Genomic DNA, 25,457 nt, shown 5'->3' on the forward strand with positions numbered 1-25,457 from the left:
AATCAAAAAAGAATAAAACTCAGTCTTGGGGGACTCAGCCCGGTAGAATACCGGACTGAGTATCAAAAAGCCGGTTAACTGAAACTGTCCAGGTTTTGGGGTTCAGTTCATGGCGCGTCTTATCCAGCTTACGCAGGCACGATAGGGGGCAGCTTATTCCTCCACATACGCCAGCGAATACGGCTTCCCCAACTTGCCCACCTCCATACGTGTCCTCCTTACCAGAAATTTATCCTTAAGCTCCTCAATAACCATTTTCCTGCTAACTAAATTCGTGGTTAAGGTTGCATGATGATATGCAACAAATGTATAACATTTTCTTTACCAAAAGAAATAAACAAAAGCGACCGACAAAAGCATCGGATTACGGCAGGAGACATAATGGCATGGCTGAAAGTACTGTAACGGCAGACAGCAAACTGACAAGTAGTGATACTCGTCGCCGCATTTGGGCAATTGTGGGGGCCTCTTCAGGTAATCTGGTCGAGTGGTTCGATTTCTATGTCTACTCGTTCTGTTCACTCTACTTCGCTCACATCTTCTTCCCTTCCGGGAACACGACGACTCAACTACTGCAAACAGCAGGTGTTTTTGCTGCGGGATTTCTGATGCGCCCAATAGGCGGTTGGCTATTTGGCCGCATAGCCGATAAACATGGTCGCAAAAAATCGATGCTGTTATCGGTGTGTATGATGTGTTTCGGCTCACTGGTTATCGCCTGTTTGCCAGGCTACGAAACAATCGGTACCTGGGCTCCGGCATTATTGCTTCTTGCTCGTTTATTCCAGGGATTATCCGTTGGCGGAGAATATGGCACCAGCGCCACCTATATGAGTGAAGTTGCCGTTGAAGGGCGCAAAGGTTTTTACGCATCATTTCAGTATGTGACGTTGATCGGCGGGCAACTGCTAGCTCTACTGGTTGTCGTGGTTTTACAACACACCATGGAAGACGCTGCACTCAGAGAGTGGGGATGGCGTATTCCTTTCGCGTTAGGAGCTGTGTTAGCTGTTGTGGCGTTGTGGTTACGTCGTCAGTTAGATGAAACTTCACAACAAGAAACACGCGCTTTAAAAGAAGCTGGATCTCTGAAAGGATTATGGCGCAATCGCCGTGCATTCATCATGGTTCTCGGTTTTACCGCTGCGGGCTCCCTTTGTTTCTATACCTTCACCACTTATATGCAGAAGTATCTGGTAAATACTGCGGGAATGCATGCCAACGTGGCGAGTGGCATTATGACTGCCGCATTGTTTGTATTCATGCTTATTCAACCACTCATTGGCGCGCTGTCGGATAAGATTGGTCGTCGTACCTCAATGTTATGTTTCGGTTCTCTGGCAGCCATTTTTACCGTTCCTATTCTCTCAGCATTGCAAAACGTTTCCTCGCCTTATGCCGCTTTTGGTCTGGTGATGTGTGCCCTGCTGATCGTGAGTTTTTATACTTCAATCAGTGGAATACTGAAGGCTGAGATGTTCCCGGCACAGGTTCGTGCATTAGGTGTTGGTCTGTCATATGCGGTCGCCAATGCTATATTTGGTGGTTCGGCGGAGTACGTAGCGTTGTCGCTGAAATCAATAGGAATGGAAACAGCCTTCTTCTGGTATGTGACCTTGATGGCCGTGGTGGCGTTTCTGGTTTCTTTGATGCTACATCGCAAAGGGAAGGGGATGCGTCTTTAGTGACGGGTCAGTTGCCAGACGGTATAGCCAGTAGTTGCACCGGCGACATCCCAGGTAAAATCTTTCCAGCTCCAGCCGCTCCCCTCGGGGCGGCTATCCCAAAGTTCTTTTGACGCCCCCAGCCCAACAGAGAACATCAGCCCGAAAGTGGCACTGCGATCGCGACTCATCCCCTGATGCTGTGCATATTCATTTCCGGCGGCGGAAAGCATCGCCGAGGCGATAAAGTGTTGAGCTTTATCCTGCCCGCTCCAGCTATCGTTAGCCATATGGCTGCATCCAGAAAGTAATAATAGCGAACAGACAAAAAGAATACGCAAAACGTGGCCTCCAAAAAACAACCCCCGTACAGGACGGGGTTGTGATTACAGGATGCGGCTAATTAATCGGTCGATGCGGATACGGCGCAAACGACGGATGAGTTTACGAACCTTCACCGGATAATCGGCAATACTTTGCAGGTCGCGATAGTGCTTAACGATGGTGGTATGCTCGCGGATCAGCTCCAGTTCTTTCTCTCGCTGTGGCGCAAGCTCCAGTTGCGGATCGTGGATCAAAATAGCGTTTTCCAGATCCAGACGCCAGGCGCGCGGGTTCAGGTTATTACCAGTGATCAACATCCACTTATCATCAACCCACATCCCTTTCAGGTGATAGGTGTTGTCGTCATCTTTCCATAACCGAACCACTAACTGGTCAGTGTTGACGTAATACTGCAAACGGCTCAGGAAACGACGCAGATTGATCTCATAGAGATAAGGCAATGCGCCAATTATCTTGAAAGGTTCATCTTCCGGAATGTAGAAGTCATTCGCGGTTTTATCACCAACAATAATTTCGACCTTTTTCCCTTCGCGCAGCAACTGGATAATATTGCGCACAAGGATTGCTGGCAGGTTGAAGTAAGGTGTGCAGATGGTTAGTTTCTGCTCGGCACAAGGCATAAGATGGAAAATGGTCTTGTTCAACAGACTCGATTTCCCCAGACCTACCAACGGCGTTACGGAAAGCTGATCGTTGTCGGCATCGCCCTGGAAATGATAAGCGGCATCACGCAGCTCCTGGCGGAACAGACGAATATCGTTCTTGATTTCCGGGCTTTTTGGCCGATTAACATCATCCAGACGATTAACGCCGCGGCCATTCATAATATTCTGTGTAACCCATTCAAACATAATGTCTGACATCTTACGGTTACGGATAAGATGATAACGGTCGTAGCGATATTTATCGTGCTGATGCAGGTAAACATCGTTCAGGCTGGCACCGCTATAAAGTACGCTATCGTCGATGATAAAGCCTTTAAAGTGCAGAACACCAAGGGCTTCACGGGTATTGATTGGAACGCCATAAACCGGAACATCTACGCCCGGATTTTCCTGCGCCATGCGGCAGTACCAGTCAGCGTTAGTGTTAGATGCCGCAGCGCCAATGCGTCCACGTTGTGCACGATGCCAGTCGACCAGCACCCGCACATCCAGTTCCGGACGCTGCCTTTTAGCCTCATACAACGCGTTCAGAATGCCTTTGCCACCGTCATCCTGTTCGAGATACAGGGCGACAATGCAAATGCGCTGCTTCGCGCTGGCTATTTTTTCCAGCAGCGTCTCCCGGAAGTCGGCGGGAGCGTAAAAGAAATCGACATCATCAACTGATTGAGAAATCTTGGGTAGTTGGGCAAGGTGTTGTTGATGTTTATTACGCTTAAATTTTGACAACATCACAGTGCATTTCTTCTCTGTTCATTGAAGGGTCCTCTGTGCAATGCAGACGACATAAGCGGGCAATAATAACACCAGTCCCGATTAAGTGGTCAACATTTCCAGTACCTTACTCATGATTCCTCGCGCTGGGCAAGATTTAGCGTAAGCCCAACGATCCCCTCTTCGAGCTGGATATCAACGTTAAACCCGAGCTTGCGGGCCAGCGCCACCATGCCACGATTGTTTGGCATCGTAATACCATTCAGACGTTGCAGTCCGTGATCTCGCGTATAGGTAATCAACTTTTCCATTAAGCGTCGACCTAAGCCTAACCCTTTGAGATCCGAGCGAACCAGCACGGCAAATTCGGCATCGATGTTATCAGGGTCGGAGATCGCACGCGTGACGCCAAGGATCTCTTCCGTTTGATCAATACGTCGTACCGCTACAAATGCCATTTCCCGATCGTAGTCGATCTGCGTCATGTTGGCTAAATCTTCATGGGTAAATTCGTTGATCTCGCTAAAGTAGCGGTAATAAAGATCTTCTTTGGTGACTCGCGAAATGAATTGCTGAAGTTGTGGCTCATCTTCTGGCAAAATCGGGCGGAACAAGCAGCGTTCACCGTTTTTCAATTCTACCCATTCTTCCAGCTGATGCGGATAAGGGCGCACTGCCAGCCGACTCTCGTTATCGCCTTCAAACGGCGCGATATCCAGCGTGACATCCAGCGCGGTAAATTCACTGCCAGAAGCCAGCAAAGGATGAATATCCAGACGCTGAATTTCCGGGCAATCGACAATCAAGTTAGAAACCTGCACCAGAAGCTGGCTCAAGCCTGCAACATCTAATGGGCGTAGCGCACTGCGCGCACGAATCTTTTTACTTTTGATCCCCTGAATAACCAGATAGCGGGCCAGGTTCATGTTCAGCGGCGGTAGTGCGACGACGGCTTGATCTTCAGGACGCCACTCCACACCGCCTTCGCCCAGCATGATCAACGGCCCGAAAACCGGATCGTGCTCAACCACAACCCGCAACTCCTGAGCGCCAGCACGGTTAGCCATACTTTGCACCAACAGGCCGTGGATCCGCGCCTGCGGCCAGGCCATTTTTACGCGATCGAAAATAGCGTTTGCCGCTTGCTGGACTTCATTAGCTGTACGCAGGTAGAGCATTACGCCCTGAACTTCCGATTTATGTGGAATATCCGGCGAACGCAATTTCAGCGCCACCGGATAACCAATCTGTTCGGCAATATGCACCGCTTCGGTGCTATCGCTGGCAATCCAGGTGGGGAGCGTGTTCATGCCATATGCTTGCAGGATGGGCTGAACTTCATGGGTATCGAGTGACGTTGCTCCTTCGGCAATCGCCTGTTGCAACAGAAGATGCGCTTCTGCGGTATTGGAGGTCAGATTGCTGGGCAACGCCGGCGTTTCGCGTAGTTGCTTCTGATTACGCCGGTACTCCACCATATGCATAAAAGCAGTGATGGTTCCTTCCGGGGTACGGTAGGTCGGCAGCCCGGCTTCGCTGAATAATCGTCGTGCCTCTTGCGAGGAATGTTCGCCACACCAGTTCGTCAGCAGAGAAACATACTTGCTGCGGGGATGATGCTTTACCGCTTCAATTAATACTTGCGCGCTTTCTGTTGCGGGAGCAGCGGCGCTGGGCGAATGAATAACCATCAGCGCATCAAAATCCTGGCTGTGGAGCAGAATGTCCAGCGTTTTGACATAATGCTCGCTGCTGGCGTCATCGCGTAGATCGAGCGGGTTAGAGATTGCCACATGTTCTGGCAGTGCATCGCGCAGTTTCTGGCAGGTTTCTTCGCTTAGCGTTGCCAGCTTGCCATTGCGTGACCATAAGGCATCCAGCGCCAGCGCGGCAGGCGCAGCACCGTTGCTGATAATCATCAGCCGGTCGCCACGCAGTGGGCGCATATGGCTGAGGGTTTCCACTGCCGAAAACAGCTCGTGAGTATCCTGTACCCGCAACAAACCGGCACGCTGAATAGCCGCATCCCACGCCGGATCCATTCCTGCCGTGGTGTTCAACAGACGTTGAGCCGCCGGGCTACGTCCGCTTTTAATCACCAGAATCGGTTTATTGCGAGAGGCACTACGGGCCGCCGAAACAAAGCGTCGCGCGTCGCTTAACTGTTCGAGATAGAGCAGGATGGCGCTGGTTTTACTGTCGCGCGCCAGATAGTCGAGCAATTCATCAACGTCGATATCCAGGCTGTCGCCGAGCGCAATAAAGTAGGAAAAGCCCATCTCACGCTGTTGCGCCCAGTCGAGGATGGTGTTGGAGACGGCAGCCGATTGCGAAATAAACGCCAGTTTGCCGCGTTTAATCGGCACAGGTGAAAAGCTGGCATTTAGACCTTGCCAGGGAGCCAGTAAACCCAGACTGTTTGGTCCTAGCAGGCGCATGTTATGGCGCAGGGCGCAGGCGCGGAGATCTTCGTGTTGCGATGCCGGGGCGGAAAGAATAATGCAGGTTTTACAGCCTTTCTCGCCGAGCTCTTCCAGAAGAGCAAGATTACGGCTGGCATTGGTACATAAAACCGCAAGGTCGGGTGTAAAGGGCAAGCTGGCAATATCCGGCCAGGCCAACACACCCAACACCGCTTTCCAGGCAGGCGTCACCGGGAGTACCGGTCCGTTAAAGCCTCCCGCCAGCAGGTTACGCATCATCAGGTAACCTGCGCGATTGGGTTTCATCGATGCGCCAATTACCGCAATCGATTTTGGTCGCAGTAGTGCTTCCAGTCCTCGCTGACTCATACCGGTCTCCCGCAGAAGTGACCGAATGATTTTAAACGCTTTCTAACTGTTCTGCTGTGATGCTACCCAGATGTTGCGTTTTTCCTGCCAGATAGCGTGTTTTAAAGCGGGTAAAATGCTCGCCTAACCCTGCCGCCGCCCCGGTATCGCCGGCCATATCTAACAGTGCGATGGCTACCTCGGCAGTACAATATTGGCCTTCAGCCTGGGCTTCACGCAGGCGATAGGCAGAAAGCCGGGAAAGATCGACGGAAATGACGGGAAGATTATCCAGATACGGACTTTTACGAAACATCTTGCGAGCTTCAGGCCAGGTACCATCGAGCATGATAAATAGCGGAGGCTTACCGGCAGGTGGTGTGAAGATCACTTCCCGTTGCTCATCAGCATACGAGGCGGGAAAGACCACCATTGGCTGATAGTCCGGGTTTTGTACCAGATCCAGCAAATCTAGCGAGGGTTCGGTACGCGACCATTGAAACGCAACGGTATCAGGCAAAATATCAGCAATCAGACGCCCGGTATTACTGGGCTTCATTGGCTCGGTGTCGAACATCAGCAAACAGAAGCGACTTTTTGCTTGTGCTGGGGTAATTGTCGAACAGAGACATAATTTCTCTGGCAAAAGACAGCGTTGGCAGCGACGAACGCGATTACCGCGGGCAAGAAAAGGACGTGTTGCGCGCGCAATACGCTCGGCGCGTAACTGGAGAACAGCGTTTTCGGTCATAAGAGAGCGTCGAAAAAACGCCATTGTCGCAGAGGAGAAAACGGGGCACAAGATGCGCCCCGGTAAGATTAAAGAGATTCGTTCAGCCAGCTATCAAACGGCGCTTTCGGTACTGCGCCATTAAGCATGTCGACAACCTGACCGTTTTTGAAAATCATGATCGTCGGTATACTACGAATTCCAAAGCGACTGCTCAATTCACGTTCAGCTTCGGTATTCACTTTCACAAAGCGCACTTTACCGCTACGCTCTTGCGCGACATCTTCAAAAATTGGTGCGAAATTACGGCAGGGGCCGCACCACGGTGCCCAGAAGTCGATCACCACAGGTAGATCATCTTTCAGCAATTTGTCGAGCGTTTCACCGGTCGCATTAATCACCTCTCCGTCAAACAAGTCGTGACCGCAGCGTCCGCATTTTGCCGCATCTTCGATCCGATCGTCGGGAATGCGATTGATGGCCTGACAATGGGTACAAACGGTATTCATAACTAACCTCGGGATGAGTAAGGAGACTTATCGGCAACGACGCCGGTATGTTTCTAATATGTTACATATTATCGGGGACATTGTTCCAGACAACAATCTGTTTTATTCAATAGGTATGATAGTCGCAGGCTTTGGTACGAAATCATGGCGAACCGCGCGGACTTCGGGTAATCTGCGCGCTTCGCGCAGCGCTGGTGGAGAAAAGCATGAACGATGAAATGAAAGGTAAAAGCGGCAAGGTCAAAGTGATGTATGTCCGCAGTGATGATGATTCTGATAAACGTACCCACAACCCGCGTACCGGGAAAGGGGGCGGGCGTCCAGGAAAATCTCGTGCTGACGGTGGCCGTCGCCCCGCCCGCGATGACAAACAGAGTCACCCCCGTGACCGCAAGTGGGAAGATTCGCCGTGGCGCACGGTTTCCCGCGCGCCGGGTGATGAGACGCCGGAAAAGGCCGATCACGGTGGCATCAGTGGTAAAAGTTTTATTGATCCGGAAGTTTTGCGTCGTCAGCGTGCGGAAGAAACCCGCGTCTACGGCGAAAATGCCTGTCAGGCACTGTTCCAGAGCCGTCCGGAAGCGATTGTTCGCGCCTGGTTTATCCAGAGTGTAACGCCGCGTTTTAAAGAAGCCTTGCGCTGGATGGCAGCAAACCGCAAAGCGTACCATGTGGTAGATGAAGCGGAACTGACAAAAGCGTCAGGCACGGAACATCACGGCGGCGTTTGCTTCCTGATCAAAAAGCGTAACGGTACAACCGTGCAGCAGTGGGTAAGCCAGGCAGGCGCGCAGGATTGCGTTCTGGCACTGGAAAACGAATCTAACCCGCATAACCTGGGTGGCATGATGCGCAGCTGTGCGCACTTCGGCGTGAAAGGCGTTGTGGTGCAGGATGAGGCACTGCTGGAGTCGGGGGCGGCTATCCGTACCGCAGAAGGCGGCGCAGAGCACGTTCAGCCGATTACTGGCGACAACATTGTTAACGTGCTGGATGATTTCCGTCAGGCAGGTTACACCGTAGTGACCACTTCCAGCGAGCAGGGGAAACCGCTGTTCAAAACCAGTCTGCCAGCGAAAATGGTACTGGTGCTGGGTCAGGAATATGAAGGGTTACCGGATGCCGCACGCGATCCAAACGATCTGCGCGTGAAGATTGACGGTACTGGCAACGTTGCCGGGCTAAATATCTCTGTCGCAACTGGCGTTTTGCTTGGTGAATGGTGGCGTCAGAATAAAGCCTGATAAATCAGCCGGGTGGCAACGCTGCCATCCGGCGTTTTCCTGCAAATTTACTCACTCTCTGCCGGTAATACTGGCATCCAGTCAATCGGTTTCTCGCCACGTTGTTCCAGCCACTGATTTGCCAGCACAAAATGGTTGCAGCCAAAGAACCCACGATGCGCAGAAAGCGGTGATGGATGCGGCGCTTTCAGTACGTGATGGCGTTGCTTATCAATAATCGCCCCTTTCTTTTGCGCATGTGAGCCCCACAACAAAAACACCACGCCTTCGCGATGCTGGTTAATCAGGCTGATGACTTTATCGGTGAAGGTCTCCCAGCCGAGGCTGGCGTGGGAATGCGCCTGACCTGCGCGAACCGTCAACACAGTATTGAGTAGCAGAACGCCCTGACGCGCCCAGCTTTCAAGATAACCATGATTAGGGCGGGTGAAACCGGGAATAGTATTTTCCAGCTCTTTATACATATTCAGCAGTGACGGCGGTGTCGCAATGCCGGGGCGAACGGAAAATGCCAGACCATGCGCCTGTCCCGGTCCGTGATAAGGATCCTGGCCGAGAATCACCACTTTAACGTCACCCAACTCTGTAAAGCGGAACGCGTTAAAGACATCCTTTTGTGGCGGATAGATAGTGACGCCGGACTGCCGCTCGCTGGCGACGGTCTGTAGGGTATTAAGAAAATAGGGTTGTTGCTTCTCTTCAGCCAGCACGTCATGCCAGGTTAATTCGTTTGCCATCTCGCTCTCCCGCGAATCTTCAATCCGCCTAGCTTAACTGCTTCTTTCTACAGAACAAAATCATGCTCATTTTTTAGACTTAAACGAGTGCAAAAAAATGTAAATTGGTAAAATTTCACACCTGCATAAGTTGATGTAAAACAATAAAATCCATTTGCAACCATACTTGATGTGTGGTTTTTATTGATTTAAATCAAAGATTCAAGGGTGTTTGAGGAGTATATATACACTCAAGCAACAATGGTTTTACCAATTGGCCGCGACAGGCTGAACAAATCAAATAATTTTGCCGGGGAGGCATCACATGATTACAGGTATCCAGATTACTAAAGCCGCTAACGACGATCTGCTGAACTCTTTCTGGCTGCTGGACAGCGAAAAAGGCGAAGCGCGTTGCATCGTTGCGAAAGCAGGTTTTGCAGAAGACGAAGTGGTTGCAGTAAGCAAACTGGGTGATATTGAATACCGTGAAGTTCCAGTAGAAGTGAAACCAGAAGTTCGCGTTGAAGGTGGTCAACACCTGAACGTTAACGTTCTGCGTCGTGAAACTCTGGAAGATGCAGTTAAGCATCCGGAAAAATATCCGCAGCTGACCATCCGTGTATCCGGTTATGCAGTTCGCTTTAACTCTCTGACTCCGGAACAGCAGCGCGACGTTATCGCTCGTACCTTTACTGAAAGCCTGTAAGGCTTAAGTAGCAAGTTATTAAGCGGAAGAGGGTGACCTCTTCCGCTTTTCTTTTTGTCTTTCAATAGAAAATGCGTACCGCACAATAGACCAGCAACAGCGCCAGCACGATATTTAACGGGCGACCATACTGGCGAAACAATCGCTGAAACAGATGCCCCGCCAGCGCCCAGCACACATTGCCAAACGTCCCAATCATCGACAGCAAAACGCTGACGCCAACTACCCAGCTTAGCGCCTGCGTTTGCGGCAGGACAAACGTCGACAGTGCCGTAACGCCATACAAAATGATTTTGACGTTCACAAACTGCAAAGCAAAGCTGGCCCAAAAGCTGATTGGTTTTGCCTGAAGTCCGTCTTCCTTTGTTGGACTGGTAGCGATTTTCCATGCCAGCCAGACAATATATGCCGCTCCTGCCCAGCTCAACAGATGCACTGCTGCCGGGTCGATAACAGCCAGTGAAAACGAAATTCCCACGCATAGCAACATGACGATTAAAAATCCCAGACTCATCCCTGCCAGCACGCGAGTACTCTGACGAAATCCGTGCGTTGTAGCTGAGCTAAGGGCGAGAATATTGTTCGGTCCTGGCGTCATGGCGGTAATCAGGGTGTAAGTCCAAAAAGCACTTAAAAGGGTCGGTGTCACTTGTTATCTCCTCTGTTTTGGTAGACAGTACCCGACACGGAACATTTAAAAAAATGAATGTTTTTACATTCTAAATTCGATATTTTCGATAGGTTTGGGGTTATGGATCTGCGCCGTTTTATTACGCTTAAAACCGTGGTGGAAGAGGGTTCCTTTTTGCGAGCTTCGCAAAAATTGTGCTGCACACAATCGACGGTGACTTTTCATATTCAGCAGCTTGAGCAGGAGTTCTCAGTCCAGTTATTTGAGAAAATTGGTCGACGAATGTGCCTTACCCGCGAAGGAAAAAAGCTGCTGCCGCACATTTATGAACTCACCAGAGTGATGGATACCCTTCGTGAGGCTGCCAAAAAAGAGTCGGATCCGGACGGGGAACTACGCGTTGTTTCAGGCGAAACGTTGCTTTCTTACCGAATGCCGCAGGTGTTGCAGCGTTTTCGGCAACGCGCACCAAAAGTGCGTTTATCGTTGCAGTCTCTGAACTGTTACGTGATCCGTGATGCGCTACTGAATGATGAGGCTGATGTCGGCGTCTTTTACCGCGTAGGGAATGATGATGCTCTAAACCGACGAGAATTGGGTGAGCAATCGCTGGTGCTGGTAGCTTCACCGCAAATTGCAGATGTCGATTTTACTGAGCCGGGAAGACATAACGCCTGTAGCTTTATTATCAACGAACCGCAATGTGTATTCCGGCAGATATTTGAGAGCACGCTGCGCCAGCGGCGGATCACGGTGGAAAACACCATTGAGCTGTTAAGCATTGAAAGTATCAAACGTTGTGTCGCGGCGAATATCGGGGTCAGCTACCTGCCGCGCTTTGCGGTAGCAAAAGAATTGGCGAGCGGCGAGTTAATCGAATTGCCTTTTGGCGAACAGTCGCAGACGATTACAGCAATGTGCGCACACCATGCTGGAAAAGCGGTTAGCCCGGCGATGCACACTTTTATTCAGTGTGTTGAAGAGTGTTTTTTGCCGGGATAAAAATAATGCCGGGCTTAAACCCGGCATTGAAATTACTCTTCTGTCGTTTGCGGAGGCACGCCCGTTCCGCTTGGTTTACGGCGCTTACCAATATTTTTGGTGTCGCGATGGCGTTTTTTCACCCGCGGCTTCTCTTTCTCTTTAGCTTTTTTCTTCTCGGCACGTTTAGCCAGTACTTTCTTCGATGGCTTGCCGGTCTGCTTCTCGCTTGGTGCACGCGTTTTCGGGCGTAACTCATCAATTACGCGAGCTTTAATTGGCTCTTCAATATAACGGCCAACTTTGCCCAGCAGCAGATGGTCATGGGCTTCCACCAGCGAAATTGCGGTGCCTTTACGACCGGCGCGCGCGGTACGTCCGATACGGTGCAAATAAGTATCACCACTGCGCGGCATATCGAAGTTAAAGACGTGGCTGACATCAGGAATGTCGATACCGCGTGCAGCAACATCGGTGGCAACCAGTACGTTTACGCGGCCTTCGGTCAAACGCTTGATCGCTTCGTTACGCTTGCCTTGTACCATCTCACCTTCGAGATAGCAGTTGTTGATGCCCGCTTCGCGCAGCCAGTTTGCCAGCTCATGCACACGCTCACGCTTACGCACAAACACAATTGAGCGGGTCGCTTCCGGCTGTTTTAACAGATGCACCAGCAATGCGGTTTTATGTTCCAGGTCATCGGCGCGGTAATACCACTGATGAATTTTTTTGCGCTCACGGGTGGACGGATTGGCAGAAACCTCCACCGGATCTTCCAGCAGACGCTCGGCAAAGTCCTGAATCGCATCGCCTTCCAGAGTTGCCGAAAAGAGCAGGGTCTGTTTACGCCAGCGCGTTTCGCCAGCAATATGTTCGATATCCTGAGCGAAGCCCATATCCAGCATACGGTCTGCTTCGTCGAGGATCAGCGTTTCAACCGCGCGGCAATCGAAGTTCTCTTCTTTTATGTATTGCAGCAGACGTCCGGTCGTGGCGACCACGATGTCCTGATTTTCGCTGAACACTTCCGCGTGGTTCATATAGGCTACGCCGCCGGTGATGGTGGCAATATCCAGATGCGTATGTTTCGCCAGTTCGCGGGCATGATCGGCTACCTGCATCGCCAGCTCGCGAGTTGGGGTGAGGATCAAAATACGCGGCGGACCGGATTTCTTACGTGGGAAATCGAGCAGGTGCTGCAACGCTGGCAGCAGATACGCCGCCGTTTTACCGGTGCCTGTCGGCGCAGAACCGAGTACATCACGGCCATCGAGCGCAGGCGGAATGGCGGCAGCCTGAATGGCGGTCGGGCGAGTGAAACCTTTATCCTGGAGGGCTTCCAGCAGGCTTTCGTCGAGTTCAAGTTCGGAAAAAGTCGTTACAGTCATGTTCTACCTCTGTGTGGGGCGCTGATTATAGACGTTACGGCTGCAATCTTCATCTGTTTGTATGGATATCGCTTCTCGGGTATTGTTCTCACCCGGTGCTATCGCCGTTTTTCCTGCAAGGTTTTATTTTCATGTCACAGTCTACATCCGTGCTTCGTCGTAATGGATTTACTTTTAAACAGTTTTTTGTTGCTCACGATCGTTGTGCGATGAAAGTTGGAACGGATGGCATTTTGCTGGGCGCATGGGCACCGGTGGCTGGGGTAAAACGTTGCCTTGATATCGGCGCGGGTAGCGGGTTGCTGGCATTAATGCTGGCGCAGCGAACCGATGACAGCGTAATGATTGATGCAGTTGAACTGGAAAGTGAAGCTGCCGCGCAGGCGCAGGAAAATATCAACCAGTCCCCGTGGGCAGAGCGGATTAACGTCCATACGGCGGATATTCAGCAGTGGATCACACAGCAGACAGTACGCTTCGATTTAATCATCAGTAACCCACCTTACTATCAGCAGGGAGTAGAGTGCTCGACACCTCAACGGGAACAGGCTCGCTATACCACTACGCTTGATCACCCATCGTTGCTGACCTGTGCGGCGGAGTGCATTACCGAAGAGGGATTTTTCTGCGTGGTGCTGCCAGAGCAGATTGGTAATGGTTTTACTGAACTGGCATTAAGTATGGGCTGGCATTTACGTTTGCGGACGGATGTGGCGGAAAACGAAGCGCGACTGCCGCATCGGGTGCTGCTGGCATTCTCCCCGCAGGCAGGAGAATGCTTTAGCGATCGCTTAGTCATTCGTGGGCCAGACCAGAACTATTCCGAAGCGTATACGGCGCTGACCCAGGCTTTTTATCTGTTTATGTAATGATTGCCGGGGGAAAGGATCGATGGACCGGAATGCGTGAGTAGTTCCGGATAATCCAGCGTGAAATGCAACCCCCGACTCTCCTTGCGCATCATCGCACAGCGAACAATCAACTCGGCAACCTGTACCAGATTACGCAGCTCCAGCAAATTATTTGAGACGCGGAAATGGGCGTAATATTCGTCTATTTCTTGTTGGAGCATGGTTATCCGCCGCAGGGCGCGTTCCAGGCGCTTCGTTGTGCGCACAATGCCAACGTAATCCCACATAAACAGCCGTAGCTCGTGCCAGTTATGCTGAATTACTACCCGTTCGTCAGGGTTCTCAACGCGGCTTTCATCCCACGGCGGTAACGTACTGACGCCGTGGGCATAAGGCATACGTCTGGTGATATCTTCTGCCGCCGACCAGCCATAGACCAGACACTCCAGCAATGAATTCGAGGCCATGCGGTTAGCGCCGTGTAAGCCGGTATAACTCACCTCGCCAATGGCATACAAGCCCTCGACGTCCGTACGCCCATGATCATCAACCATTACACCACCGCAGGTATAGTGTGCAGCAGGCACAATCGGCACCGGTTCTTTTGTGAGATCAATGCCCAGCCCGAGCAGTTTTTCATAGATCATCGGGAAATGCTGGCGAATAAAATCGGCAGGCTTATGGCTGATGTCGAGATACATACAATCCGCACCGAGGCGTTTCATTTCATGATCAATAGCGCGGGCGACAATATCGCGCGGGGCCAGTTCGCCGCGCTCATCGAAATCGGGCATAAAACGCGTGCCATCCGGGCGCTTGAGATAAGCGCCTTCGCCGCGCAGTGCTTCTGTTAACAGGAAATTGCGTGCCTGTGGGTGATACAGTGCGCTAGGGTGGAACTGATTAAATTCGAGATTGGCAACCCGGCAGCCTGCGCGCCACGCCATAGCAATGCCATCGCCAGAAGAAATATCTGGATTGGTGGTGTACTGATAAACCTTCGACGCACCGCCGGTTGCCAGTACCACTGCTTTTGCGTGGCAGGTTTCCACCGTTTCTTTATTTCGGTTCCATACCCACGCGCCAACAACCCGTCGCGTGCCCGGCAGGCCAATTTTGTCAGAAATAATCAGATCAACCGCGTTGCTGCGCTCCAGCACGCGAATATTCGGATGGTTCAGCGCCTTGCTCACCAGCGTGGTTTCTACTTCTCTACCGGTGGCGTCGGCGGCATGAAGAATACGACGGTGACTATGTCCACCTTCACGGGTCAGATGGTAGCTTTCTGCGCCATTTGGCTGAATGTGGGTATCAAACAACACCCCCTGGTCGATTAGCCATTGCACACAGGATCGTGCATTGCTGGCGACAAATTCAACTGCATGACGATCGCAAATACCAGCCCCGGCAATCAATGTGTCTTCCACATGCGAGTCAATGCTGTCAGTTTCATCAAACACGGCGGCAATACCGCCCTGGGCATAAAATGTTGAACCTTCCGTTACCGGGCCTTTACTTAGAACGATGACCTGATGCTGATCAGCCAGGCGCAGCGCCAGTGAAAGTCCGGCTGCGCCGCTACCGATAATCAACACGTCACATGAATGATCAGGGAGAGTATTCATTTTCTTTGTTTAATTTACTAAACACGGTTTGGTCAGCATAGCATCATGTTGTGCGATTAAACACCTGCTATTTTAATATTTGTTACAGTGGCTAAACACGCTGACGCAGGGCGGCGAGAAAAAGAGAAGTTACTGGCTGGTGGAGGATTAGGTGGTGAAATAAAAAGGCCGTTGGGTTACTCTTCAGGCAGTTAAATGGGCATTTCTACACAGATAATGCGATGTTCAGATTCTGTAGACTTATAATGATAGATAATGATCCGTCTACAGCATGACAAACAAAAACAGATGCGTTACGGAACTTTACAAAAACGAGACACTCTAACCCTTTGCTTGCTCAAATTGCAGCTAATGGAGTGGCGTTTCGATAGCGCGTGGAAATTTGGTTTGGGGAGACTTTACCTCGGATGAGCGAGCAGTTAACGGACCAGGTCCTGGTTGAACGGGTCCAGAAGGGAGATCAGAAAGCCTTTAACTTACTGGTAGTGCGCTATCAGCATAAAGTGGCGAGTCTGGTTTCCCGCTATGTGCCGTCGGGTGATGTTCCCGATGTGGTACAAGAAGCTTTTATTAAAGCCTATCGTGCGCTGGATTCGTTCCGGGGAGATAGCGCTTTTTATACATGGCTGTATCGGATTGCTGTAAATACAGCGAAAAATTACCTGGTTGCTCAGGGGCGTCGTCCACCTTCCAGTGATGTGGATGCCATTGAAGCTGAAAACTTCGAAAGTGGCGGCGCGTTGAAAGAAATTTCGAACCCTGAGAACTTAATGTTGTCAGAAGAACTGAGACAGATAGTTTTCCGAACTATTGAGTCCCTCCCGGAAGATTTACGCATGGCAATAACCTTGCGGGAGCTGGATGGCCTGAGCTATGAAGAGATAGCCGCTATCATGGATTGTCCGGTAGGTACGGTGCGTTCACGTATCTTCCGAGCGAGGGAAGCTATTGATAACAAAGTTCAACCGCTTATCAGGCGTTGACGATAGCGGGATACTGGATAAGGGTATTAGGCATGCAGAAAGAACAACTTTCCGCTTTAATGGATGGCGAAACGCTGGATAGTGAGCTGCTTAACGAACTGGCTCATAACCCAGAAATGCAGAAAACCTGGGAAAGCTATCACTTAATCCGTGACTCAATGCGGGGTGATACTCCCGAGGTGCTCCATTTCGATATCTCTTCACGCGTGATGGCCGCCATTGAAGAAGAGCCAGTACGTCAACCGGCGACATTGATCCCGGAAGCCCAGCCTGCGCCGCATCAATGGCAGAAAATGCCATTCTGGCAGAAAGTACGTCCGTGGGCGGCACAGCTTACCCAAATGGGCGTAGCCGCATGCGTATCGCTTGCAGTTATCGTTGGCGTCCAGCACTATAATGGACAATCTGAAACGTCCCAGCAGCCCGAAACGCCGGTATTTAATACACTGCCGATGATGGGTAAAGCCAGCCCGGTTAGCCTGGGAGTACCTTCTGAAGCGACCGCAAATAATGGTCAACAGCAGCAGGTACAGGAGCAGCGTCGTCGCATTAATGCAATGTTGCAGGATTACGAACTGCAACGCCGACTCCACTCTGAACAGCTTCAGTTTGAGCAGGCGCAAACCCAGCAAGCCGCTGTACAGGTGCCAGGAATTCAAACTTTAGGAACGCAATCGCAGTAATGAAGCAACTTTGGTTTGCCATGTCATTAGTGACAGGTAGCCTGTTATTCTCTGCTAACGCCTCGGCCACTCCCGCGTCCGGGGCGTTATTACAGCAGATGAACCTGGCCAGTCAGTCACTGAATTACGAGCTGTCATTCATCAGCATCAATAAACAGGGTGTTGAGTCTCTGCGTTATCGACATGCACGCCTCGATAACCGTCCTCTTGCACAATTGTTGCAAATGGATGGCCCGCGCCGGGAAGTGGTACAGCGCGGCAATGAAATCAGCTATTTTGAACCGGGACTTGAACCGTTCACGCTTAATGGCGATTACATTGTTGATTCTCTGCCATCGCTCATCTATACCGATTTCAAACGCCTTTCTCCTTACTACGACTTTATCTCCGTCGGGCGCACGCGTATTGCTGATCGTCTTTGCGAAGTTATTCGCGTGGTTGCCCGAGATGGTACACGCTACAGCTACATCGTGTGGATGGACACCGAATCGAAATTACCGATGAGGGTTGATCTCCTTGATCGCGATGGTGAAACGCTGGAACAATTTCGCGTGATTGCTTTTAATGTCAATCAGGATATCAGCAGCAGTATGCAGACGCTGGCGAAGGCAAATTTGCCGCCGTTGCTTTCTGTTCCTGTAGGTGAAAAAGCTAAATTCAGCTGGACGCCAACCTGGTTGCCACAGGGTTTTAGCGAAGTTTCCAGTAGCCGACGTCCGCTACCGACGATGGACAACATGCCTATCGAATCACGTCTCTATTCCGACGGATTATTCAGCTTTTCGGTAAACGTTAACCGCGCTACGCCATCGAGCACCGATCAGATGTTGCGCACCGGACGCAGAACCGTCAGTACAAGCGTACGTGATAACGCCGAAATCACCATTGTCGGTGAACTGCCGCCGCAAACGGCGAAACGCATTGCCGAGAATATTAAGTTCGGGGCAGCGCAATGATCAAAGAGTGGGCTACCGTCGTCTCCTGGGAAAACGGGCAGGCGCTGGTCAGTTGTGATGTTAAAGCCTCATGCAGCAGCTGCGCTTCACGTGCCGGTTGCGGTAGCCGCGTGTTGAATAAACTTGGCCCGCAAACCACGCATACCATTGTCGTACCCTGTGATGAGCCGTTAGTGCCGGGGCAAAAAGTAGAATTAGGAATCGCCGAAGGCAGCCTGCTTAGCTCCGCATTACTGGTTTATATGTCGCCGTTGATGGGACTATTCCTCATCGCTTCACTATTTCAGCTACTCTTTGCTTCAGATATTGCAGCATTATGCGGTGCGATTCTCGGTGGCGTTGGTGGATTCCTGATTGCACGTGGCTGCTCTCGAAAGTTTGCTGCCCGGTCTGAATGGCAACCGATCATCTTAAGCGTGGCATTGCCGCCTGGCCTTGTGCGATTTGAAACATCTTCGGAAGACGCGAGCCAGTGATTTCACTGGCTTTGTTGCATTTTGCATAACAAATGCGAGGACGTTTCCAGATACCACAATCCATACGGTATGAACATTTCCTCGCCTCAATGTTGTAGTGTAGAATGCGGCGTTTCTATTAATACAGACGTTAAGCTCAGAACAGCGACTTCTAAAAGCCTGGTTAACCGGGCATTAAGGCACAATAATCATACTTTATGAAGAATATACGTAACTTTTCGATCATAGCTCACATTGACCACGGTAAATCGACGCTGTCTGACCGTATTATCCAGATCTGCGGTGGCCTGTCTGACCGTGAAATGGAGGCGCAGGTTCTCGATTCCATGGATCTTGAGCGTGAGCGTGGCATTACCATCAAAGCGCAAAGCGTGACGCTGGACTACAAAGCGTCTGACGGCGAAACCTATCAGCTTAACTTTATCGACACCCCGGGCCACGTTGACTTCTCTTATGAAGTTTCTCGTTCGCTGGCTGCCTGTGAAGGTGCATTGCTGGTGGTCGACGCCGGGCAGGGCGTAGAAGCGCAAACCCTGGCAAACTGCTACACCGCCATGGAAATGGATCTCGAAGTGGTGCCGGTACTGAACAAGATTGACCTGCCGGCAGCCGATCCTGAACGCGTGGCGGAAGAAATTGAAGATATTGTCGGCATCGACGCCACCGACGCGGTGCGCTGTTCAGCGAAAACCGGCGTTGGCGTGCAGGACGTTCTCGAACGTCTGGTGCGCGACATTCCGCCGCCGGAAGGCGATCCGGAAGGCCCGTTGCAGGCACTCATTATCGACTCCTGGTTCGACAACTACCTGGGCGTTGTTTCACTTATCCGTATTAAAAACGGCACCCTGCGTAAGGGCGACAAAGTGAAAGTCATGAGTACCGGGCAGACCTATAACGCCGACCGTCTGGGTATCTTCACGCCAAAACAGGTTGACCGCACTGAACTGAAATGTGGCGAAGTAGGTTGGCTGGTATGTGCGATTAAAGATATCCACGGCGCTCCAGTAGGCGATACCTTAACGCTGGCGCGTAATCCGGCAGAAAAGGCGCTGCCTGGCTTTAAGAAAGTCAAACCGCAGGTATACGCCGGTCTGTTCCCGGTAAGTTCCGACGACTATGAAGCCTTCCGTGACGCGCTGGGCAAACTCAGCCTGAACGATGCTTCACTGTTCTATGAGCCGGAAAGCTCCAGCGCGCTGGGCTTTGGTTTCCGCTGCGGCTTCCTCGGCCTGCTGCACATGGAGATCATCCAGGAACGTCTGGAACGTGAATACGATCTGGATCTGATCACCACTGCGCCGACCGTAGTGTATGAAGTTGAAACCACGTCAAGAGAAGTTATCTACGTCGACAGCCCATCCAAGCTGCCAGCGGTAAATAACATCTACGAACTGCGCGAGCCGATTGCAGAGTGTCACATGCTGCTGCCGCAGGCATATCTCGGCAACGTTATTACACTGTGCGTAGAAAAACGCGGCGTGCAGACCAATATGGTTTACCACGGTAATCAGGTGGCGCTGACGTACGAGATCCCGATGGCGGAAGTGGTGCTCGATTTCTTCGATCGCCTGAAATCTACCTCGCGTGGTTATGCGTCTCTGGATTACAACTTCAAACGCTTCCAGGCGTCCGACATGGTACGTGTAGACGTATTAATCAACGGTGATCGTGTTGATGCGCTGGCGTTGATCACCCACCGTGATAATTCGCAAAACCGCGGTCGCGAGCTGGTGGAGAAGATGAAAGATCTGATCCCACGCCAGCAGTTTGATATCGCCATTCAGGCAGCGATTGGTACGCACATCATTGCGCGCTCCACCGTGAAACAGCTGCGTAAAAACGTACTGGCTAAATGTTATGGCGGCGATATCAGCCGTAAGAAAAAGCTGCTGCAGAAGCAGAAAGAAGGTAAGAAACGCATGAAGCAGATCGGTAACGTCGAGCTGCCGCAGGAAGCGTTCCTCGCCATTCTGCACGTCGGCAAAGACAACAAATAACCCTTAGGAGTTGGCATGGCGAATATGTTTGCCCTGATTCTGGTGATTGCCACACTGGTGACGGGCATTTTATGGTGCGTGGATAAATTCTTTTTCGCACCTAAACGGCGGGAACGTCAGGCAGCGGCGCAGGCGGCTGCCGGTGACTCACTGGATAAAGCAACGCTGAAGAAAGTTGCGCCGAAGCCTGGCTGGCTGGAAACCGGTGCTTCTGTTTTTCCGGTGCTGGCTATCGTATTGATTGTGCGTTCGTTTATTTATGAACCGTTCCAGATCCCGTCAGGTTCGATGATGCCGACTCTGTTAATCGGTGATTTTATTCTGGTAGAGAAGTTTGCTTATGGCATTAAAGATCCTATCTACCAGAAAACGCTGATCGAAACCGGTCATCCGAAACGCGGCGATATCGTGGTCTTTAAATATCCGGAAGATCCAAAGCTTGATTACATCAAGCGCGCGGTGGGTTTACCGGGCGATAAAGTCACTTATGATCCGGTCTCGAAAGAGCTGACGATTCAACCGGGATGCAGTTCCGGTCAGGCATGTGAAAACGCGCTGCCGGTCACCTACTCCAACGTGGAACCGAGCGATTTCGTTCAGACCTTCTCACGCCGTAATGGTGGGGAAGCGACCAGCGGATTCTTTGAAGTGCCGAAAAACGAAACCAAAGAAAATGGAATTCGTCTTTCCGAGCGTAAAGAGACACTGGGTGATGTGACGCACCGCATTCTGACAGTGCCGATTGCGCAGGACCAGGTGGGGATGTATTACCAGCAGCCAGGGCAACAACTGGCAACCTGGATTGTTCCGCCGGGACAATACTTCATGATGGGTGACAACCGCGACAACAGCGCGGACAGCCGTTACTGGGGCTTTGTGCCGGAAGCGAATCTGGTCGGTCGGGCAACGGCTATCTGGATGAGCTTCGATAAGCAAGAAGGCGAATGGCCGACAGGTGTGCGCTTAAGTCGCATTGGCGGCATCCATTAATAGCCCATCTTCGTTCACGTTGTCGCCGTTATGGCGACAACGTGAATTATTTATGAGATAAATCTCCCGTGGCTAACGACATCCCCCGTCGTTGTGTATAGAATATTCCCCCGAAGTTTAAGGTTGGCACCTCCAGGTTGCCACGGCACACGAAACAGCGTTGGTCCCCATATACCGGTAAACTGAAACTGCAGCGAAGCAGTTAGCAGAACCATGTATATCAGGTCTGTTTCGTGTGCTGAATTGTTGACGCATTTATTTATTGGTATCGCATGAACCCCATCGTAATTAATCGGCTTCAACGGAAGCTGGGCTACACTTTTAATCATCAGGAACTGTTGCAGCAGGCATTAACTCATCGTAGTGCCAGCAGCAAACATAACGAGCGTTTAGAATTTTTAGGCGACTCTATTCTGAGCTACGTTATCGCCAATGCGCTTTATCACCGTTTCCCTCGTGTGGATGAAGGCGATATGAGCCGGATGCGCGCCACGCTGGTCCGTGGCAATACGCTGGCTGAACTGGCGCGCGAATTTGAGTTAGGCGAGTGCTTACGTTTAGGGCCAGGTGAACTTAAAAGCGGTGGATTTCGTCGTGAGTCAATTCTCGCCGACACCGTCGAAGCATTAATTGGTGGCGTATTCCTCGACAGTGATATTCAAACCGTCGAGAAATTAATCCTTAACTGGTATCAAACCCGTCTGGACGAAATTAGCCCAGGCGATAAACAAAAAGATCCGAAAACGCGCTTGCAAGAATATTTGCAGGGTCGCCATCTGCCGCTGCCGACTTATCTGGTCGTCCAGGTACGTGGCGAAGCACACGATCAGGAATTTACTATCCACTGCCAGGTCAGCGGCCTGAGTGAACCGGTGGTTGGCACAGGTTCAAGCCGTCGTAAGGCTGAGCAGGCTGCCGCCGAACAGGCGTTGAAAAAACTGGAGCTGGAATGAGCATCGATAAAAGTTACTGCGGATTTATTGCTATCGTCGGACGTCCGAACGTTGGCAAATCCACATTATTGAACAAACTGTTGGGGCAGAAGATCTCTATCACCTCCCGCAAGGCGCAGACAACTCGTCACCGCATTGTGGGGATCCATACTGAAGGCGCGTATCAGGCGATCTACGTCGATACCCCGGGCCTGCATATGGAAGAAAAACGCGCCATTAACCGCCTGATGAACAAAGCGGCGAGCAGCTCCATTGGCGACGTTGAGCTGGTGATTTTTGTCGTTGAAGGCACCCGCTGGACGCCGGACGACGAAATGGTGCTCAACAAGCTGCGTGATGGCAAAGCGCCGGTAATCCTCGCGGTGAACAAAGTGGACAACGTGCAGGAAAAAGCCGATCTGCTGCCACACTTACAGTTCCTGGCAAGCCAGATGAACTTCCTCGATATCGTGCCGATCTCTGCTGAAACCGGGCTGAATGTCGACACTATCGCAGCAATCGTGCGTAAGCATCTGCCTGAAGCGACCCATCACTTCCCGGAAGATTACATCACCGATCGCTCACAGCGTTTTATGGCGTCTGAAATCATCCGCGAAAAACTGATGCGTTTCCTCGGCGCTGAACTGCCGTACTCCGTGACCGTGGAGATCGAACGTTTCGTCTCTAACGAACGAGGCGGTTATGACATCAACGGTTTGATTCTCGTTGAGCGTGAAGGGCAGAAGAAGATGGTTATTGGCAACAAAGGGGCCAAGATCAAAACCATCGGGATTGAAGCGCGTAAAGACATGCAGGAAATGTTCGAAGCGCCTGTTCACCTTGAGCTGTGGGTAAAAGTGAAATCCGGTTGGGCCGACGACGAACGCGCACTGCGCAGTCTCGGTTACGTTGACGATCTTTAAGAGTAACTCCGATGGAAGGCTGGCAGCGCGCATTTGTCCTGCATAGTCGCCCGTGGAGCGAAACCAGCCTGATGCTGGACGTCTTCACGGAGGAATCGGGTCGCGTGCGTCTGGTTGCCAAAGGCGCACGCTCTAAACGCTCTACTCTGAAAGGTGCATTACAGCCTTTCACCCCTCTCTTGCTACGTTTCGGCGGGCGTGGCGAAGTCAAAACGCTGCGCAGTGCTGAAGCCGTCTCGCTGGCGCTGCCATTAAGCGGTATCACGCTTTACAGCGGTCTGTACATCAACGAACTTCTCTCCCGCGTACTGGAATACGAGACGCGCTTCTCTGAACTCTTTTTCGATTACTTGCACTGCATTCAGTCTCTTGCCGGGGTCACTGGTACGCCAGAACCCGCGCTGCGCCGCTTTGAACTGGCACTGCTCGGGCATCTGGGCTATGGCGTCAATTTTACCCATTGTGCGGGTAGCGGCGAGCCGGTAGATGACACCATGACGTATCGTTATCGCGAAGAAAAAGGGTTTATCGCAAGCGTCGTTATCGACAATAAAACGTTCACCGGAAGGCAGTTAAAAGCGTTAAACGCGCGGGAATTTCCTGACGCAGACACACTGCGCGCCGCGAAACGCTTTACCCGCATGGCGCTTAAGCCGTATCTTGGCGGTAAACCATTAAAGAGCAGGGAACTGTTCCGGCAGTTTATGCCTAAGCGAACGGTGAAAACACATTATGAATGATGAGGATTGTCATGGCTGAATTACTGTTAGGCGTCAACATTGACCATATTGCAACGCTGCGTAACGCACGCGGTACTGCTTACCCGGATCCGGTGCAGGCGGCGTTTATTGCTGAGCAGGCGGGAGCAGACGGCATTACCGTGCATTTACGTGAAGATCGCCGCCACATTACTGACCGTGATGTGCGCATCCTGCGTCAGACGCTGGATACCCGCATGAATCTGGAGATGGCGGTGACCGAAGAGATGCTGGCGATCGCCGTTGAAACAAAGCCGCATTTTTGCTGCCTGGTACCTGAAAAGCGTCAGGAAGTAACAACCGAAGGCGGCCTGGACGTCGCAGGGCAGCGTGAAAAAATGCGCGATGCCTGCAAACGTCTGGCAGATGCCGGGATCCAGGTTTCTCTGTTTATCGACGCCGATGTAGAGCAGATCAAAGCTGCGGCAGAGGTTGGCGCACCGTTTATCGAGATCCACACAGGTTGCTATGCTGATGCCAAAACTGACGCCGAACAGGCGCAAGAGCTGGCGCGTATCGCCAAAGCCGCGACCTTTGCCGCTAGTCTCGGTCTGAAAGTTAACGCTGGTCACGGTCTGACCTATCACAACGTGAAAGCTATTGCCGCCATCCCTGAGATGCATGAACTGAATATCGGTCATGCCATTATTGGTCGTGCAGTGATGACCGGACTGAAAGATGCGGTGGCAGAAATGAAGCGTCTGATGCTGGAAGCGCGTGGCTAATGACAATATTAGGTTTAGGTACGGATATTGTGGAGATCGCTCGCATAGAAGCGGTGATCGCCCGATCCGGTGAGCGCCTGGCACGCCGCGTATTAAGCGATAACGAATGGGCAATCTGGAAAACGCACCACCAGCCGGTGCGTTTTCTGGCGAAGCGTTTTGCTGTGAAAGAAGCGGCGGCAAAAGCGTTTGGCACCGGGATCCGCAATGGTCTGGCGTTTAATCAATTTGAAGTATTTAATGATGAGCTCGGCAAACCACGGCTACGGCTATGGGGTGAGGCATTAAAACTGGCGGAAAAGCTCGGCGTTGTAAATATGCATGTAACGCTGGCAGATGAACGCCACTATGCTTGTGCCACGGTAATTATTGAAAGTTAAAAAAATACCGTTCTCTTTATAAAGTAAAACCCCCGAACTGGTAAGGAACGGGGGTTTTACTTTTTAACTTTAATTTTGTGCAGCACGCACCCTCAACAAGAGCGATTATGG

The 25,457-nt window shown here is 51.4% G+C and carries 27 protein-coding genes; 18 read left to right on the forward strand and 9 right to left on the reverse strand.

The annotated features are described in order from the left end of the window. A partial coding sequence (locus tag ACJHWK_RS12515; protein WP_322967685.1) for an IS3 family transposase occupies nt 1-78 on the forward strand: 78 nt, incomplete at its 5' end. Between the two features lie 308 nt (nt 79-386). Further along, the gene (kgtP, locus tag ACJHWK_RS12520) at nt 387-1,685 is read left to right on the forward strand and encodes an alpha-ketoglutarate permease (RefSeq protein ID WP_000841103.1); all 1,299 of its coding nucleotides are present in this window, start codon (nt 387-389) and stop codon (nt 1,683-1,685) included. Here the strand turns inward: kgtP and ACJHWK_RS12525 are convergent. From ACJHWK_RS12525 to trxC, 5 genes are all read right to left on the reverse strand, one after another. Further along, entirely contained in the window at nt 1,682-2,005 is a 324-nt protein-coding gene (locus ACJHWK_RS12525) for a YfiM family lipoprotein (protein WP_001696047.1), read from the reverse strand. The genes kgtP and ACJHWK_RS12525 overlap by 4 nt on opposite strands. A gap of 45 nt (nt 2,006-2,050) precedes the next feature. Further along, nucleotides 2,051-3,406 (reverse strand): CDP-diacylglycerol--serine O-phosphatidyltransferase, encoded by a 1,356-nt coding sequence (gene pssA / locus ACJHWK_RS12530; protein WP_000949265.1) that lies wholly within the window; start codon nt 3,404-3,406, stop codon nt 2,051-2,053. 113 nt (nt 3,407-3,519) lie between these two features. Beyond that, nucleotides 3,520-6,180, reverse strand: coding sequence for a peptidyl-lysine N-acetyltransferase PatZ (gene patZ, locus ACJHWK_RS12535; RefSeq protein ID WP_001521091.1), 2,661 nt, complete (start codon nt 6,178-6,180; stop codon nt 3,520-3,522). A 31-nt stretch (nt 6,181-6,211) separates the two neighbouring features. Beyond that, nucleotides 6,212-6,910 carry a tRNA-uridine aminocarboxypropyltransferase gene (tapT, locus tag ACJHWK_RS12540; protein WP_001308860.1) on the reverse strand — a complete coding sequence of 233 codons (699 nt, stop codon included), beginning with the start codon at nt 6,908-6,910 and terminating at the stop codon, nt 6,212-6,214. Between the two features lie 68 nt (nt 6,911-6,978). Continuing rightward, nucleotides 6,979-7,398, reverse strand: a complete 420-nt coding sequence (gene trxC / locus ACJHWK_RS12545; protein ID WP_001098726.1) for a thioredoxin TrxC — start codon at nt 7,396-7,398, stop codon at nt 6,979-6,981. A gap of 206 nt (nt 7,399-7,604) precedes the next feature. Here trxC and ACJHWK_RS12550 point away from each other — a divergent pair, with 206 nt between their 5' ends. Beyond that, nucleotides 7,605-8,642, forward strand: a complete 1,038-nt coding sequence (locus tag ACJHWK_RS12550; protein WP_001521090.1) for a tRNA/rRNA methyltransferase — start codon at nt 7,605-7,607, stop codon at nt 8,640-8,642. A gap of 47 nt (nt 8,643-8,689) precedes the next feature. Here the strand turns inward: ACJHWK_RS12550 and ung are convergent, their stop codons facing one another. After that, nucleotides 8,690-9,379: a uracil-DNA glycosylase gene (gene ung / locus ACJHWK_RS12555; RefSeq protein ID WP_001262721.1), complete on the reverse strand. Its 690-nt coding sequence runs from the start codon at nt 9,377-9,379 to the stop codon at nt 8,690-8,692. Between the two features lie 304 nt (nt 9,380-9,683). On the opposite strand from ung, the gene grcA reads away from it, so the two are divergent. Beyond that, the gene (grcA, locus tag ACJHWK_RS12560) at nt 9,684-10,067 is read left to right on the forward strand and encodes an autonomous glycyl radical cofactor GrcA (RefSeq protein ID WP_000627804.1); all 384 of its coding nucleotides are present in this window, start codon (nt 9,684-9,686) and stop codon (nt 10,065-10,067) included. A gap of 61 nt (nt 10,068-10,128) precedes the next feature. Here the strand turns inward: grcA and eamB are convergent, their stop codons facing one another. Beyond that, on the reverse strand, nt 10,129-10,716 hold the full coding sequence (eamB, locus tag ACJHWK_RS12565; RefSeq protein ID WP_170886116.1) for a cysteine/O-acetylserine transporter: 588 nt from the start codon (nt 10,714-10,716) through the stop codon (nt 10,129-10,131). A gap of 102 nt (nt 10,717-10,818) precedes the next feature. Between eamB and ACJHWK_RS12570 the strand changes: the two genes are divergently transcribed. Continuing rightward, nucleotides 10,819-11,700, forward strand: a complete 882-nt coding sequence (locus ACJHWK_RS12570) for a LysR family transcriptional regulator (RefSeq protein ID WP_001521087.1) — start codon at nt 10,819-10,821, stop codon at nt 11,698-11,700. A 32-nt stretch (nt 11,701-11,732) separates the two neighbouring features. Here the strand turns inward: ACJHWK_RS12570 and srmB are convergent, their stop codons facing one another. Then, entirely contained in the window at nt 11,733-13,067 is a 1,335-nt protein-coding gene (gene srmB / locus ACJHWK_RS12575) for an ATP-dependent RNA helicase SrmB (protein WP_000219193.1), read from the reverse strand. Nucleotides 13,068-13,198: 131 nt separating this feature from the next. Between srmB and trmN the strand changes: the two genes are divergently transcribed. Further along, complete coding sequence (gene trmN, locus ACJHWK_RS12580) at nt 13,199-13,936, forward strand: tRNA(1)(Val) (adenine(37)-N(6))-methyltransferase TrmN (protein WP_001295363.1); 738 nt, start codon at nt 13,199-13,201, stop codon at nt 13,934-13,936. Here the strand turns inward: trmN and nadB are convergent. Next, nucleotides 13,921-15,543 carry an L-aspartate oxidase gene (nadB, locus tag ACJHWK_RS12585; RefSeq protein ID WP_001094401.1) on the reverse strand — a complete coding sequence of 541 codons (1,623 nt, stop codon included), beginning with the start codon at nt 15,541-15,543 and terminating at the stop codon, nt 13,921-13,923. The genes trmN and nadB overlap by 16 nt on opposite strands. A 255-nt stretch (nt 15,544-15,798) precedes the next feature. On the opposite strand from nadB, the gene rseD reads away from it, so the two are divergent. The 12 genes from rseD to acpS all read left to right on the forward strand — a co-directional run bounded on the left by rseD (nt 15,799) and on the right by acpS (nt 25,346). After that, nucleotides 15,799-15,954, forward strand: coding sequence for a rpoE leader peptide RseD (gene rseD, locus ACJHWK_RS12590; protein WP_001303621.1), 156 nt, complete (start codon nt 15,799-15,801; stop codon nt 15,952-15,954). Further along, entirely contained in the window at nt 15,951-16,526 is a 576-nt protein-coding gene (rpoE, locus tag ACJHWK_RS12595) for an RNA polymerase sigma factor RpoE (protein WP_001295364.1), read from the forward strand. Before rseD ends, rpoE begins: the two co-directional genes overlap by 4 nt. Nucleotides 16,527-16,558: 32 nt before the next feature. Further along, the gene (gene rseA / locus ACJHWK_RS12600) at nt 16,559-17,209 is read left to right on the forward strand and encodes an anti-sigma-E factor RseA (RefSeq protein ID WP_001168459.1); all 651 of its coding nucleotides are present in this window, start codon (nt 16,559-16,561) and stop codon (nt 17,207-17,209) included. After that, nucleotides 17,209-18,165: a sigma-E factor regulatory protein RseB gene (gene rseB, locus ACJHWK_RS12605; RefSeq protein WP_000812053.1), complete on the forward strand. Its 957-nt coding sequence runs from the start codon at nt 17,209-17,211 to the stop codon at nt 18,163-18,165. The genes rseA and rseB overlap by 1 nt, the downstream gene beginning before the upstream one ends. Beyond that, the gene (rseC, locus tag ACJHWK_RS12610; RefSeq protein WP_000589053.1) at nt 18,162-18,641 is read left to right on the forward strand and encodes a SoxR-reducing system protein RseC; all 480 of its coding nucleotides are present in this window, start codon (nt 18,162-18,164) and stop codon (nt 18,639-18,641) included. The genes rseB and rseC overlap by 4 nt, the downstream gene beginning before the upstream one ends. 197 nt (nt 18,642-18,838) lie before the next feature. Next, nucleotides 18,839-20,638 (forward strand): translation elongation factor 4, encoded by a 1,800-nt coding sequence (lepA, locus tag ACJHWK_RS12615; RefSeq protein ID WP_001521085.1) that lies wholly within the window; start codon nt 18,839-18,841, stop codon nt 20,636-20,638. A gap of 15 nt (nt 20,639-20,653) precedes the next feature. Further along, nucleotides 20,654-21,628 carry a signal peptidase I gene (gene lepB, locus ACJHWK_RS12620; RefSeq protein ID WP_000002542.1) on the forward strand — a complete coding sequence of 325 codons (975 nt, stop codon included), beginning with the start codon at nt 20,654-20,656 and terminating at the stop codon, nt 21,626-21,628. A 272-nt stretch (nt 21,629-21,900) separates the two neighbouring features. Next, entirely contained in the window at nt 21,901-22,581 is a 681-nt protein-coding gene (rnc, locus tag ACJHWK_RS12625; protein WP_001068343.1) for a ribonuclease III, read from the forward strand. Continuing rightward, nucleotides 22,578-23,483: a GTPase Era gene (gene era / locus ACJHWK_RS12630; RefSeq protein WP_000020737.1), complete on the forward strand. Its 906-nt coding sequence runs from the start codon at nt 22,578-22,580 to the stop codon at nt 23,481-23,483. Before rnc ends, era begins: the two co-directional genes overlap by 4 nt. Nucleotides 23,484-23,494: 11 nt before the next feature. Next, a complete protein-coding gene (gene recO, locus ACJHWK_RS12635; RefSeq protein WP_000399404.1) occupies nt 23,495-24,223 on the forward strand; it encodes a DNA repair protein RecO in 729 nt (242 codons plus the stop codon). Nucleotides 24,224-24,234: 11 nt separating this feature from the next. Beyond that, a complete protein-coding gene (pdxJ, locus tag ACJHWK_RS12640; RefSeq protein WP_001314938.1) occupies nt 24,235-24,966 on the forward strand; it encodes a pyridoxine 5'-phosphate synthase in 732 nt (243 codons plus the stop codon). Next, the gene (gene acpS, locus ACJHWK_RS12645; RefSeq protein WP_001521083.1) at nt 24,966-25,346 is read left to right on the forward strand and encodes a holo-ACP synthase; all 381 of its coding nucleotides are present in this window, start codon (nt 24,966-24,968) and stop codon (nt 25,344-25,346) included. Before pdxJ ends, acpS begins: the two co-directional genes overlap by 1 nt. The last annotated feature ends 111 nt before the right edge of the window (nt 25,347-25,457 follow it).

Source organism: Escherichia sp. WS547 (assembly GCF_046486065.1).
Classification (GTDB): Bacteria; Pseudomonadota; Gammaproteobacteria; order Enterobacterales; family Enterobacteriaceae; genus Escherichia; species Escherichia coli.

What these genes read in the sequence shown, in the direction of transcription:
- kgtP (WP_000841103.1), top strand. Translation starts at nt 387, where the DNA reads ATGGCTGAAAGTACTGTAACGGCAGACAGCAAACTGACAAGTAGTGAT.
- pssA (WP_000949265.1), bottom strand. Translation starts at nt 3,406, where the DNA reads ATGTTGTCAAAATTTAAGCGTAATAAACATCAACAACACCTTGCCCAA.
- patZ (WP_001521091.1), bottom strand. Translation starts at nt 6,180, where the DNA reads ATGAGTCAGCGAGGACTGGAAGCACTACTGCGACCAAAATCGATTGCG.
- tapT (WP_001308860.1), bottom strand. Translation starts at nt 6,910, where the DNA reads ATGACCGAAAACGCTGTTCTCCAGTTACGCGCCGAGCGTATTGCGCGC.
- trxC (WP_001098726.1), bottom strand. Translation starts at nt 7,398, where the DNA reads ATGAATACCGTTTGTACCCATTGTCAGGCCATCAATCGCATTCCCGAC.
- ACJHWK_RS12550 (WP_001521090.1), top strand. Translation starts at nt 7,605, where the DNA reads ATGAACGATGAAATGAAAGGTAAAAGCGGCAAGGTCAAAGTGATGTAT.
- ung (WP_001262721.1), bottom strand. Translation starts at nt 9,379, where the DNA reads ATGGCAAACGAATTAACCTGGCATGACGTGCTGGCTGAAGAGAAGCAA.
- grcA (WP_000627804.1), top strand. Translation starts at nt 9,684, where the DNA reads ATGATTACAGGTATCCAGATTACTAAAGCCGCTAACGACGATCTGCTG.
- ACJHWK_RS12570 (WP_001521087.1), top strand. Translation starts at nt 10,819, where the DNA reads ATGGATCTGCGCCGTTTTATTACGCTTAAAACCGTGGTGGAAGAGGGT.
- srmB (WP_000219193.1), bottom strand. Translation starts at nt 13,067, where the DNA reads ATGACTGTAACGACTTTTTCCGAACTTGAACTCGACGAAAGCCTGCTG.
- trmN (WP_001295363.1), top strand. Translation starts at nt 13,199, where the DNA reads ATGTCACAGTCTACATCCGTGCTTCGTCGTAATGGATTTACTTTTAAA.
- nadB (WP_001094401.1), bottom strand. Translation starts at nt 15,543, where the DNA reads ATGAATACTCTCCCTGATCATTCATGTGACGTGTTGATTATCGGTAGC.
- rseD (WP_001303621.1), top strand. Translation starts at nt 15,799, where the DNA reads ATGATCCGTCTACAGCATGACAAACAAAAACAGATGCGTTACGGAACT.
- rpoE (WP_001295364.1), top strand. Translation starts at nt 15,951, where the DNA reads ATGAGCGAGCAGTTAACGGACCAGGTCCTGGTTGAACGGGTCCAGAAG.
- rseA (WP_001168459.1), top strand. Translation starts at nt 16,559, where the DNA reads ATGCAGAAAGAACAACTTTCCGCTTTAATGGATGGCGAAACGCTGGAT.
- rseB (WP_000812053.1), top strand. Translation starts at nt 17,209, where the DNA reads ATGAAGCAACTTTGGTTTGCCATGTCATTAGTGACAGGTAGCCTGTTA.
- rseC (WP_000589053.1), top strand. Translation starts at nt 18,162, where the DNA reads ATGATCAAAGAGTGGGCTACCGTCGTCTCCTGGGAAAACGGGCAGGCG.
- lepA (WP_001521085.1), top strand. Translation starts at nt 18,839, where the DNA reads ATGAAGAATATACGTAACTTTTCGATCATAGCTCACATTGACCACGGT.
- lepB (WP_000002542.1), top strand. Translation starts at nt 20,654, where the DNA reads ATGGCGAATATGTTTGCCCTGATTCTGGTGATTGCCACACTGGTGACG.
- rnc (WP_001068343.1), top strand. Translation starts at nt 21,901, where the DNA reads ATGAACCCCATCGTAATTAATCGGCTTCAACGGAAGCTGGGCTACACT.
- era (WP_000020737.1), top strand. Translation starts at nt 22,578, where the DNA reads ATGAGCATCGATAAAAGTTACTGCGGATTTATTGCTATCGTCGGACGT.
- recO (WP_000399404.1), top strand. Translation starts at nt 23,495, where the DNA reads ATGGAAGGCTGGCAGCGCGCATTTGTCCTGCATAGTCGCCCGTGGAGC.
- pdxJ (WP_001314938.1), top strand. Translation starts at nt 24,235, where the DNA reads ATGGCTGAATTACTGTTAGGCGTCAACATTGACCATATTGCAACGCTG.
- acpS (WP_001521083.1), top strand. Translation starts at nt 24,966, where the DNA reads ATGACAATATTAGGTTTAGGTACGGATATTGTGGAGATCGCTCGCATA.